Annotated in this window: 9 protein-coding genes and 7 tRNA genes; 14 read left to right on the top strand and 2 right to left on the bottom strand. The window is 37.4% G+C overall.

Features of this window, described 5'->3' with window-relative positions:
• The first annotated feature begins 23 nt into the window (after positions 1 to 23).
• The 14 genes from pncC (at position 24) to DK858_RS03950 (ending at position 10,415) form a co-directional block, all read left to right on the top strand.
• Positions 24 to 530 carry a nicotinamide-nucleotide amidase gene (gene pncC / locus DK858_RS04015; protein WP_109396316.1) on the top strand — a complete coding sequence of 169 codons (507 nt, stop codon included), beginning with the start codon at positions 24 to 26 and terminating at the stop codon, positions 528 to 530.
• A gap of 107 nt (positions 531 to 637) precedes the next feature.
• Positions 638 to 1,708 carry a recombinase RecA gene (recA, locus tag DK858_RS04010; protein WP_109396315.1) on the top strand — a complete coding sequence of 357 codons (1,071 nt, stop codon included), beginning with the start codon at positions 638 to 640 and terminating at the stop codon, positions 1,706 to 1,708.
• Positions 1,709 to 2,608: 900 nt separating this feature from the next.
• On the top strand, positions 2,609 to 5,236 hold the full coding sequence (gene alaS, locus DK858_RS04005) for an alanine--tRNA ligase (protein ID WP_109396314.1): 2,628 nt from the start codon (positions 2,609 to 2,611) through the stop codon (positions 5,234 to 5,236).
• Positions 5,237 to 5,458: 222 nt separating this feature from the next.
• Complete coding sequence (csrA, locus tag DK858_RS04000) at positions 5,459 to 5,647, top strand: carbon storage regulator CsrA (protein ID WP_004244778.1); 189 nt, start codon at positions 5,459 to 5,461, stop codon at positions 5,645 to 5,647.
• Positions 5,648 to 6,111: 464 nt separating this feature from the next.
• Positions 6,112 to 6,204, top strand: a tRNA-Ser gene (locus tag DK858_RS03995).
• A 62-nt stretch (positions 6,205 to 6,266) separates the two neighbouring features.
• Positions 6,267 to 6,343 (top strand) — tRNA-Arg (locus DK858_RS03990).
• 89 nt (positions 6,344 to 6,432) lie between these two features.
• A tRNA-Arg gene (locus DK858_RS03985) sits at positions 6,433 to 6,509 on the top strand.
• 55 nt (positions 6,510 to 6,564) lie between these two features.
• Positions 6,565 to 6,641 (top strand) — tRNA-Arg (locus DK858_RS03980).
• A 51-nt stretch (positions 6,642 to 6,692) separates the two neighbouring features.
• Positions 6,693 to 6,769 (top strand) — tRNA-Arg (locus tag DK858_RS03975).
• A gap of 55 nt (positions 6,770 to 6,824) precedes the next feature.
• A tRNA-Arg gene (locus DK858_RS03970) sits at positions 6,825 to 6,901 on the top strand.
• Positions 6,902 to 6,952: 51 nt separating this feature from the next.
• A tRNA-Arg gene (locus DK858_RS03965) sits at positions 6,953 to 7,029 on the top strand.
• 184 nt (positions 7,030 to 7,213) lie between these two features.
• Complete coding sequence (gene gshA, locus DK858_RS03960; protein WP_109396313.1) at positions 7,214 to 8,794, top strand: glutamate--cysteine ligase; 1,581 nt, start codon at positions 7,214 to 7,216, stop codon at positions 8,792 to 8,794.
• Positions 8,795 to 8,957: 163 nt separating this feature from the next.
• Positions 8,958 to 9,473, top strand: a complete 516-nt coding sequence (gene luxS / locus DK858_RS03955; RefSeq protein ID WP_006534759.1) for an S-ribosylhomocysteine lyase — start codon at positions 8,958 to 8,960, stop codon at positions 9,471 to 9,473.
• Between the two features lie 192 nt (positions 9,474 to 9,665).
• A complete protein-coding gene (locus tag DK858_RS03950) occupies positions 9,666 to 10,415 on the top strand; it encodes a hypothetical protein (RefSeq protein WP_109396312.1) in 750 nt (249 codons plus the stop codon).
• Between the two features lie 42 nt (positions 10,416 to 10,457).
• Here the strand turns inward: DK858_RS03950 and DK858_RS03945 are convergent, their stop codons facing one another.
• A complete protein-coding gene (locus tag DK858_RS03945) occupies positions 10,458 to 11,732 on the bottom strand; it encodes an HlyC/CorC family transporter (RefSeq protein ID WP_072063506.1) in 1,275 nt (424 codons plus the stop codon).
• Between the two features lie 34 nt (positions 11,733 to 11,766).
• Complete coding sequence (locus DK858_RS03940) at positions 11,767 to 12,567, bottom strand: cytochrome C assembly family protein (protein WP_072063505.1); 801 nt, start codon at positions 12,565 to 12,567, stop codon at positions 11,767 to 11,769.
• Positions 12,568 to 12,625: the final 58 nt, after the last annotated feature.

Genomic DNA, 12,625 nt, shown 5'->3' with positions numbered 1-12,625 from the left:
TAATAGAGGTTAGATGAACCTTAATGATAAATGACGATGAAATGACCCGCCTAAGTATTGAAATGGGTAAAGCATTACTTGAAAAGAAGCGTACGATAACAACGGCTGAATCTTGCACTGGCGGATGGATTGCGAAAGTTATCACTGATATTGCAGGAAGCTCTGAATATTATCAGCGTGGCTTTGTAACATATAGCAATGAAGCAAAGCATGAAATGATAGGTGTTGATGAACAAACTTTGCTTAAATATGGTGCGGTGAGTGAGGAGGTTGTTCGTCAAATGGCTAAAGGGGCGCTGATAAAAGCTAATGCAGATTTTGCAGTGTCTGTTAGCGGTATTGCAGGCCCCGGTGGTGGTAGTGAAGAAAAACCCGTTGGTTTAGTTTGGTTTGGCTTTGCAATGAAAACATCAACAGGTATTCAAACTACGGCAACACACTGTATATTTAGTGGTTCTCGAGATCAAATAAGAGCTGAATCTGTTATTTTTTCTTTAAAATCAATTCTTAAAGAAATTATTAATAATTAACTTGATACTGTATGATTATACAGTATAATGAGTTTCAACAAGCAAAATCATATACGTTTTAATGGTAGTGACCCATTTTTATGCTTCACTGCCCAGAGGGAGATAACATGGCTATTGATGAAAACAAGCAAAAAGCATTGGCCGCAGCACTTGGTCAAATTGAAAAGCAATTTGGTAAAGGGTCTATCATGCGTCTGGGCGAAGATCGTTCCATGAACGTTGAAACCATCTCTACTGGTTCTTTATCATTAGACGTTGCTTTAGGTGCTGGTGGTTTACCACGCGGCCGTATTGTTGAAATCTATGGCCCAGAATCTTCTGGTAAAACAACATTAACACTACAAGTTATCGCAGCTGCTCAACGTGAAGGCAAAATTTGTGCATTCATCGATGCTGAGCACGCATTAGATCCTATCTATGCTCAAAAACTAGGCGTAGATATTGATAACTTGCTGTGTTCTCAGCCTGATACTGGTGAACAAGCCCTAGAAATTTGTGATGCGTTATCTCGCTCTGGTGCTGTTGATGTTATCGTTGTTGACTCCGTTGCTGCTTTAACACCAAAAGCAGAAATTGAAGGTGAGATTGGTGATTCACACGTTGGTTTAGCTGCTCGTATGATGAGCCAGGCTATGCGTAAATTAGCGGGTAACTTGAAGAATTCCAACACGTTGCTTATTTTCATCAACCAAATTCGAATGAAAATCGGTGTTATGTTTGGTAATCCAGAAACCACAACAGGTGGTAATGCACTTAAATTCTACGCATCTGTCCGTTTAGATATTCGTCGCATTGGCTCTGTTAAAAACGGTGATGAAGTTGTTGGTAGTGAAACACGCGTTAAAGTGGTGAAAAATAAAATTGCAGCACCATTTAAACAAGCTGAATTCCAAATTATGTATGGTGAAGGTATCAATACCTTTGGCGAATTGATTGATTTAGGTGTGAAACATAAATTGGTAGAGAAAGCTGGCGCATGGTATAGCTACAATGGTGAGAAAATTGGTCAAGGTAAAGCCAATGCAACAACTTACCTAAAAGAACACCCTGAAATGTACGATGAGTTAAACACTAAACTTCGTGAAATGTTATTAAATCATGCTGGTGAATTTACTAGCGCAGCTGATTTTGCTAATGATACTGATGGCGCTACAGATAGCGAAGAAACAGAAAAATAATTTTTACCAATGCCTAAATTGCACATTGAATGTGTATTAAAACATATTACGATTATTGTAGTTGTAAACCATTAGTCAATTAATGTGATTTAACTCACTTAATAAAGGAAGCTCTAAAACGGCTTCCTTTTTGCTATATGTTGCATCTTTTATTCAAAAGAGAGTTAAAATTAGTCTTATTCTGTTTTCTTTCCATGAAAAATAGCCTTTAACACTACTTTATTTAATATAACGATATTTTTTACTAACTTGTTTTTGATAGTTATATGAAATTTTATATAGTGAAATTTTGGTGATATATCCTTGTTAATAAAAAATAGAAATAAGAATCATTACGATAATCTGGTTGCACCAGATAATAATTAATTGACATATAAAGATAAATATCTTCAATATATTTGGATCTAATTTAAATTATATTTAAAGGTTTGTTGAGATGTAAGTTGTGTTTTGTAGTAATAAATGCTTTTATTTTAGTAAGTTATCGCCATATAAATATATTATTTAAGTAATGGTGCTTATGTATTTATTACTAATGGCCATGAGAAAAAGAGATTATTTAAAGAAAAAAACGTATAGCGAGTCATCTCATAAAAAAGCAGTAATAACAAATACTTTTTAATAATTACAAAATGAAAATACTTTAAGTTGCTAACATTTTCCAAGATAATTGCTCTTAAATAGAGAAAAGTCCCATTCTCAGATAACAATCCCACTTTCAGAAAAAAACTAGACGATTTACAATGTCAACACGAATAAGTTTATCGGGGGTTTTACTTCTGACTGAAGAAATTCTATCTTATCCCTACTTATGTATTCGTTGGCTAAGTAGAGGTAATAATAAACCTCCTCTAACTAGATTTCTAATTTCTGTTTTTCCAGCTTGATTTCGGGATAATTATGAGCAAAAGCACCGCTGAGATCCGTCAGGCGTTTCTCGACTTTTTTCATACTAAAGGACATCAAATAGTACCTAGCAGTTCTTTGGTTCCAAATAACGATCCAACATTGCTGTTTACAAACGCAGGGATGAACCAATTCAAAGATGTATTTCTTGGATTGGATAATAGACCTTATTCCCGAGCGACAACCGCGCAACGCTGTGTGCGCGCTGGTGGTAAACATAACGATTTAGAAAATGTGGGTTATACCGCTCGTCACCATACCTTTTTTGAAATGCTAGGTAATTTTAGTTTTGGTGACTATTTCAAACATGATGCAATCAATTTTGCTTGGGAATTATTAACAAGCGAAGAGTGGTTCAATCTACCTAAAGAAAGACTTTGGGTAACGGTATATGCCACAGATGATGAAGCTTATGATATTTGGAATAAAGAAATTGGTATTCCAGCAGAAAGAATAATCCGTATTGGTGATAACAAAGGCGCACCATTTGCATCAGATAACTTCTGGCAAATGGGGGATACAGGCCCTTGTGGACCTTGTACTGAAATATTTTATGATCATGGTGACCACATTTGGGGGGGACCTCCAGGGTCACCAGAAGAAGACGGCGATCGCTATATTGAGATCTGGAATATCGTCTTTATGCAATTTAACCGTAAGTCAGACGGTACAATGGATCCGCTACCAAAACCTTCTGTTGATACGGGGATGGGCTTAGAGCGTATTACAGCTGTTTTACAGCATGTAAATTCTAACTATGATATTGATTTATTCCGTTCATTAATTGAATCAGTTGCTAAAGTAACTAATGCATCGGATTTAAGTAATAAATCATTACGCGTTATTGCAGACCACATTCGTTCTTGTTCATTCCTTGTTGGCGATGGTGTGATCCCTTCTAATGAGGGCCGTGGATACGTATTGCGTCGTATTATTCGTCGTGCAGTACGTCATGGTTATATGCTTGGTGCAAAAGATACTTTCTTCTATAAGTTAGTCGCTCCATTAATTGAAGTTATGGCAGAGGCTGGTGAAGAATTAAAACGTCAACAAGCTATCGTTGAAAAAGTATTAAAAACGGAAGAAGAGCAATTTGCTCGCACATTAGAACGCGGTCTTCAATTATTAGATGAAGAACTTGCTAACTTAACAGATGACGTTCTTCCAGGTGAAACAGCTTTCCGTCTTTATGATACTTATGGTTTCCCTCTTGATTTAACTGCCGATGTTTGTCGTGAAAGAAATATCAAAGTTGATGAAAAAGGCTTTGATGTTGCGATGGAAGAGCAGCGTAAACGTGCTCGTGAATCTAGTGGTTTTGGTACTGACTATAACAGTTTAATCAAAGTGGATAGCCGTAGTGAGTTCTCTGGTTATGATCATGATGAACAGCAAGGCACAATCACCGCTATTTTCCATAATGGACAAGCTGTCACTGAATTGAAAGCAGGCGAAGAAGGTATTATCTTCTTAAATAAAACGGCATTCTATGCAGAGTCTGGTGGACAAGTTGGTGATAAAGGTGTTTTAACAGGTAAAGATAGCCTGTTTGAAGTCACAGATACGCAAAAATACGGTAAAGCTATTGGTCATATTGGTAAAGTTAACGTAGGGTCATTTATTGTTAACCATAAAATTAATGCCACTATCGATATTGCTCGCCGTGATGCTATTCGTTTAAATCACTCTGCGACGCACTTATTGCACGCAGCATTGCGCCAAGTTCTGGGTACGCATGTTACTCAAAAAGGCTCTTTAGTTAATGATAAATATCTGCGTTTTGACTTTTCTCATTTTGAAGCAGTTAAACCAGAACAATTACGAAAAATTGAAGATATTGTCAATGCGCAAATCCGACTTAACTCACCAGTTGTCACTGAGTTAATGGATCTTGAAGATGCGAAAGAAAAAGGTGCGATGGCACTCTTTGGTGAAAAATACGACGAACGAGTTCGTGTTTTAACAATGGGTGACTTCTCTACTGAGCTTTGTGGTGGTACTCACGCTTCTAGAACGGGGGATATTGGTTTATTCCGCATTGTCAGTGAGTCAGGTACTGCAGCTGGTATTCGTCGTATTGAGGCAATTACTGGTATTACAGCAATTGAGAGTATTCATGAGCAATCAGATCTTATCTCTCTTGTTGCACAAGTTCTAAAAAGCGATGGAACAAACTTGGTCGAAAGAATCAAAACAGTCCAAGAAAAATATCGTTTATTAGAAAAAGAACTCCAACAACTAAAAGATCAGCAAGCTGCCCAAGAGAGTTCCTCTTTAGGTAGTCAGGCTAAAAACGTGAAAGGTATCAAACTTTTAGTTCGTGAGCTTAATGGTGTTGAGCCAAAAATGTTAAGAACAATGGTTGACGATTTAAAAAATCAATTAGGTTCTGCAATTATTGTGCTTTCCACTATTTCTGATGGTAAAGTGAGCTTAATTGTTGGGGTCACTAAAGATTTAACTGCTAAAGTTAAAGCAGGTGAGCTAATTAGTTTTGTAGCACAGCAAATTGGCGGTAAAGGTGGCGGTCGCCCTGATATGGCTCAAGCTGGTGGTACTGACGTTGAAGCTTTACCAGCTGCTTTGGCAAGTGTTGACGAGTGGGTTGAATCGCATCTGTAAGCGATAGAAACCTGAAAAAAGGCGTTGTCTCTGTTTTTTATAGGGATAACGCCTTATTGAGATATTGTTAATCCGTTAAATAATCAATCACTAAATTTATATTTTGTTATGAAGTATGAGTTACTTGTGATAAATAAGGGTTATACGAATTGACAATGTATGATGGATAATGGCCGGGAAATTCTAGAGACCCGACTCTTGTAAATTTTCAAGGAGCAAAGAATGCTTATTCTAACTCGTCGAGTTGGTGAAACGCTTATGATAGGCGATGATGTGACCGTAACCGTTTTAGGGGTTAAAGGTAATCAGGTACGGATTGGCGTAAACGCACCTAAAGAAGTATCTGTCCATCGTGAAGAGATCTATCAACGAATTCAGGCCGAGAAAACTCAGCCTACTGATAACTACTAAATTAATTCCTATTTTAGTTAGTCACAATTCATTCGTGAGCGTCCACACTTTTGCCGGGTTTGGGCGCTTTTCTCTTTATATGACTTTTGATTCCCTTCTTTGTTCCTATCTTCGCTCTCCTTGAGCTGTATTTATTATTACACTATCCGTTTATTCTGATTGACAGAATTGAAACTCTTTTTACCTCTAATCATTCGATTCATAATTATTTGATGTGTGAATGAATTTATTAACTAAGAGAATAAAATACTTGAATGATTTTTCATCAGCGATATCATTGTGTTTAGGACTTTTTTAGCCAATCTTGATGATAAACGCATCAGTTTGTTTGTGAAGTGTTCAAACAAACCTATATTCGTAAAAAGTTGAGAAAAATTGTTTGACTTCTTAGGCTGAGAAAGTAATATGTGCGCCACACAGAGACGAGATGTTCAGTAAGAACTTCTTCGAGTGGTTCTAAATATGGTGAGATGGCCGAGAGGCTGAAGGCGCTCCCCTGCTAAGGGAGTATGCGGTCAAAAGCTGCATCGAGGGTTCGAATCCCTCTCTCACCGCCATTTAGANGCGGTCAAAAGCTGCATCGAGGGTTCGAATCCCTCTCTCACCGCCATTTAGACTTGCATCCTTAGCTCAGCTGGATAGAGTACTCGGCTACGAACCGAGCGGTCGGAGGTTCGAATCCTCCAGGATGCACCATATTCCAACCCCATGATTAAAGTATGGGGTTTTTATTTTGGTGCAAATGGTGAATAATTTGCATTAAAAGAGTAAAGTATTAAAACGGCGCATCCTTAGCTCAGCTGGATAGAGTACTCGGCTACGAACCGAGCGGTCGGAGGTTCGAATCCTCCAGGATGCACCATCTCATTACTCAGATTGCCAATTGCAATATGAGCAACTAGAAAAATAACTACGATGCATCCTTAGCTCAGCTGGATAGAGTACTCGGCTACGAACCGAGCGGTCGGAGGTTCGAATCCTCCAGGATGCACCATCTTTTATTAGATAACTTAGTTTTATTCTTTCTAGTAAAAACGTCAGACCCGCATCCTTAGCTCAGCTGGATAGAGTACTCGGCTACGAACCGAGCGGTCGGAGGTTCGAATCCTCCAGGATGCACCATCTCATTACTCAGATTGCCAATTGCAATATGAGCAACTAGAAAAATAACTACGATGCATCCTTAGCTCAGCTGGATAGAGTACTCGGCTACGAACCGAGCGGTCGGAGGTTCGAATCCTCCAGGATGCACCATCTTTTATTAGATAACTTAGTTTTATTCTTTCTAGTAAAAACGTCAGACCCGCATCCTTAGCTCAGCTGGATAGAGTACTCGGCTACGAACCGAGCGGTCGGAGGTTCGAATCCTCCAGGATGCACCATCTTAAAAGCCTCGCAATAGCGAGGCTTTTTGCTTTCTACTATTCTATTATTTCTCATAAAATGATGTTTTTGTTTAGCACCAACTAACAATGCTAATATCATCTAATAAGCGACAATTTAGTGACTTTGCGATAAAGTAACTCCTATCTATTTACTAACATCAATCAACGCGGGAGGTCACCTTTGATCCCGGACGTATCAAAAGCGCTTTCTTGGTTAGAAGCACACCCTAAAGTTTTATGTGGCATCCACCGTGGTATAGAGCGTGAAACTTTAAGAGTTACGCCAGAAGGCAATTTAGCATCAACAGAGCATCCTATTTCATTAGGTAAATCATTAACTCATAAATGGATCACAACTGATTTTGCTGAGTCTCTATTAGAGTTTATTACACCTGTTGATGACAACATTGCACATACCTTGCATTTTTTAGGTGATTTACATCGCTATACAGCACGTCACTTAGATAATGAACGTATGTGGCCTATGAGTATGCCTTGCTTTATTGAAGCGGAAGATAAGATTACGCTGGCTCAATTTGGCACATCGAATGTTGGGCGTTTTAAAACACTTTATCGTGAAGGGCTTAAAAATCGTTATGGCGCGTTAATGCAAACTATTTCAGGTGTGCATTACAACTTTTCATTACCTATCGAATTTTGGCAAGCATGGGCTAATGTAAAAGATGAAGAGAGTGGAAAAGAAGCGATTTCTGACGGTTATTTACGTCTTATTCGAAATTACTATCGCTTTGGCTGGATCATTCCATTCTTCTTTGGTGCATCACCCGCAATTTGTGGATCTTTCTTAAGAGGAAGAGAAACAAATCTACCATTTGAGAGTACGTCTAAGGGGGCGAAGTATTTACCTTATGCAACTTCATTACGTTTAAGCGATTTAGGATATACCAATAAATCCCAAAGCGATTTAGATATCACCTTTAATCACCTTGAAACTTATGTCAAAGGGCTCAAAAAAGCGATTCATAAGCCTTCTGAAGAGTTTGCTAAATTAGGTATTAAGAAAAACGGTGAGTATATTCAGTTAAACACCAATGTGTTGCAGATTGAAAATGAACTCTACGCACCTATTCGTCCTAAACGTGTGGTTAAAGGGGATGAATCACCTTCTGATGCGTTATTACGCGGTGGTATTGAATATATCGAAGTTCGTTCACTTGATATCAATCCATTTACGCCAATTGGTGTTGACGAAACTCAAATTCGCTTTCTTGATTTATTCCTGATTTGGTGTGTATTAGCGGATGCTCCAGAAATGAGTGCTTCTGAATTAGCGTGTTGTCGTTCAAATTGGAATAACGTTATTCTAGAAGGACGTAAGCCAGGTCAAGTTATCGGAATGGGATGTGGTGAAAGAAAAGAACCACTAGCGCAAGTTGGTAAAGCCTTGTTTGCTGATTTAAAACGCGTTGCTAATGTTCTTGATTGCTGTTCTGGCACTAAATATATGGAAGTTTGTGTTAAGTTAGAGGAAATGTTTGATAATCCTGAATTAACTTTCTCTGGCAGACTTTTAGACAAAATTAAAACGCAAGGTATTGGTGGTTTTGGCTTGTCTTTAGCTGAAGAATATTACCAAGAATTAATTAAAACACCTTATGAAACGTTAACTGATGAAGCTTTTGAACATGAGAGAATTTCATCCATAAAACGTCAAGAAGAGTTAGAAAAGAGTGATACCATTTCTTTTGATGAGTATTTGAAGATCCATGCGGGGACTAACACCGATAATGTGACTTCCTAAACTTAGATAGAAAAAAGCCACACTAAGATTTGTGTGGCTAAAAAAAATTCTATAGAGAAATAGGGATGATAACAATTGCGCGTATTCGTTACTAAGACCGTGCTGCTTGTAGAAAGTTTCATTTTTTCTTAAAAATATTTAAATTTTTCTTAGGAGGTTTTTTATGCCTTTATTGGATAGTTTTACTGTTGACCATACGCGTATGTCAGCACCTGCTGTACGTGTTGCTAAGACCATGAAAACGCCATCAGGTGATACGATTACGGTATTTGATTTGCGCTTTACTGTACCAAATAAAAAAGCCATGCCTGAAAAAGGAATTCATACTCTAGAGCACCTGTTTGCTGGATTTATGCGTAATCATCTTAATGGTAATGGGGTTGAGATAATTGATATTTCCCCAATGGGATGCCGTACAGGCTTCTACATGAGCTTAATTGGGCAACCTGAAGAGCAACGTGTAGCTAATGCATGGAAAGCCGCAATGGAAGATGTTTTGAAAGTAAAAGATCAAAACCATATCCCAGAACTAAATGTATACCAATGTGGTACCTATGAAATGCATTCGCTGACAGAAGCACAAGATATCGCACGTGATATTTTATCTCATAGCATTGGTATTAATCATAACGATGAATTAGCGTTACCTGAAGAGACGTTAAAAGAGCTACATATCTAAGTTATCGCTAATTTATAATCTTAGGGGATAATAGATCAGGAAATTCGCATTCTGATTTATTATCTCTTTTTTATTTTATCCCTTTTGTTATTTTTCTTTTCTCTATTTCATTGTTTTATTTTCTTATCTTCTTGTATTGTTAGCACGGTAATGGATTAAATTTATGCTTAATACACGGAGTACATTTCTATTATGGAATATTACAAATTCTCATCACCAAAATTAGTACTAGAGTTTTTTGTTCGAGAATTTTATTTTGTAGGTAAAGGAACATTACGGACACAATTTCCTAAAGATGCTTTTTTCTATCAAGGACGCTCTAAAGCACGTGAATATCGTTACTTGGAACAAATCCACAAAAAGTATGTTAAACGTACTCAGTGCCAGCCAGAGCTTGTTATCAAGCCTGATTTGTTACTGCTATCGTCTGAACTCAATCCTGAATTACTTGCCAAAATCACTAAATCACAAACAAACACCATAATGAAAATAAATGGTGATTATCTTTATAAAGAAAAAGAAGAAGAGCAATATCGTTGGTACTTTCAACAAGATAAAATAAAAACAAACAGTTATAGCGGTGAAAATTCACAGTTAAAATATGAAAATATTCGTAGTTTAGCACCTCATCATTTTAATATTGAAGCGATAAACGATGAGGGAGGGCTTATTACTAATTTTCCACGTAAGTCTCTTTCTCTTACTTTGAATAAGGGGGAAACAGCGTGTTTTATTTGCCGGCGTGAAGAATATGGCGCTGATTATTCTTATCAACCAGCATTAAACTTAGTGATGTGGGTCAAAAATCATGGTTTTTATTCTGACTATCAACAAGTAAAGCCAGCAAAACTAATACAAGAGCAAGCAATAGAGCCTTTCTATATGAAATCTGCCAGAGAGTTTGATTTTCGTAATAGCAAATTACGATTTGAGTTAGGATAAACAGCAAAAATAAGCGCCTTTTAAAGCGCTTATTTCTTTTTACTAATGATGCGGGATTGAAAGATGGCGAATTAACGCCTTTTTGATGACATTATCTTGAACTTCAAGTATTTCAAATTCGTAGTCACTTACAGTTATTTTATTACCGACAACAGGCAAGTCACCTAACTCTTCAATAATAACGCCGTTGATCGTTCGAGCTTCATCTTCAGGTAAATGCCAACCGAAAGCTTTATTGATATCTCGAATATTTGTCGTACCATCAACTAATAATGAACCGTCTTTTTGAGGAATAACTTCTTCAGCTAAAGATGGGGACATCGAAGTAGTAAAGTCACCAACAATCTCTTCAAGAATATCTTCAACGGTTACTAAACCTTGAATTTCGCCATATTCATCAACCACAATCCCTGCTTTTTCATTATTACGTTGGAAATTGACGAGCTGTAGGTTTAATGGTGTGCTTTCCGGAATAAAGTAAATTTTATCGGCAGCTTTCATCAGAATTTGTTTGGTAAATTCTTTTTTCTCGGTCATTAAGCGATAAGCTTCTCGTACTCGCAACATACCAATCGCATCGTCGAGAGTATCACGATAAAGCACAATTCGACCGTGAGGAGAATGAGTTAACTGTCTTACGATAGATTTCCATTCATCATTGACATCGATACCAAAAATTTCATTTCTTGGAACCATAATATCGCCAATCGTCACTTTTTCTAAATCTAAAATCGACAGCAACATATTCTGATTTCTTTGCGAAAGTTTTGATTTAGATTCATGAACAATAGTTCTTAACTCTTCTTTTGAGACTGCATTCCCTTGTATTACTGGAGATTTGATACCAAAAATGCGCATTAGTATTAATGTGAGTTTATTAAAAAACCAAACAATAGGTAGCATCAGTTTTTGTAAAGGAGAGAGAATGACACTGCTTGGATAAGCAAAACGCTCTGGATAAAGTGCCGCGATTGATTTTGGGAGCACTTCAGCAAAAATAAGGATGATAAAGGTCAGCACACCCGTAGCTATTGCTACACCTGCATCACCATATAAACGCATACCGACAATGGTAGCTAGCGCAGACGCAACAATATTAATCAGATTATTGCCAATCAATACTAAACTAATCAATCTGTCAGGACGTTGTAATAATTTTTCTACACGTTTTGCAGAGCGATTTCCTTGTTTCGCAGCATGACGGAGACGATAGCGATTAATCGTCATCATACTTGTTTCAGTCCCAGAAAAATAAGCTGAGGCAATAATCATACAGACAAGTATGATAATGAGCGTAGTTGTCGACACATGCTCCAAAATTGAGATCCTTTTGCTACCCTAAAATAGAAAATTAATTAAGTACTAACTCTTGTAATAAACGATTACCAAAAAAAGCTAATGTCAAAATAAGAGCACCAATTAAATTGAAAATAATGACTTTCTTTCCTCTCCAGCCTTCTCGGAAATGTCCCCATAATAAAATGATGTAAACAAACCAAGCAATGATAGAGAAAATAGATTTATGGATGTTTTCTTTACCAAAAATATTATCCATATACACCAAACCTGTACATAAGGTCAGTGTCAGTAATACCACACCCACTTGTGTAATATGAAACATTTTACGCTCAATTGACATTAATGGTGGCATTTGAGGTGAGAATTTTAGTTTCTTATTTTTTAGTTGATAGTCGAGCCAACTAAGTTGTAATGCATATAAGGCGGCGATTAACAGAGTTGCATAGCTTAATAGCGCCAATCCAATGTGAATAAAGAGTGATGTGCTACTTTCAAGATGTGTAACAAATTCACCCGGCATCAGCGCTGCAATAACAAGATTGACTATTGCGAAACAATAAACAATAGGCAGTAAGAACCATGCACGGCCACGAGAAGCCACAATCGTCATGATAACGCAGACCATTAGGCTAACAATTGCACCTAGATTAGTGAGTGAAAGATTCTGTCCGCTGTGAGGACGGAAAATTAAAAATTTTAATGAAATGGCATGTGCAACAAGTGCAATTACCGCAAATAGTAGAGCTAATCCGCGGTATCCATTCTGCTCTTTTCGTAACAGACCAGGTAAAAACATCACCAGACTGAGTAAATAAGCGCAGACAGCGACGATAGAGATTGATATAACGGGCATAGTTTCGCTTACATATATTGTTTGAATAACTTCCTAGTATAGCGCTAGGAGCATACGG

This window comes from Proteus faecis, from assembly GCF_003144395.1.
In the GTDB taxonomy this organism is placed as follows: domain Bacteria; phylum Pseudomonadota; class Gammaproteobacteria; order Enterobacterales; family Enterobacteriaceae; genus Proteus; species Proteus faecis.
This window is presented reverse-complemented; position numbering and strand designations above follow the sequence as displayed.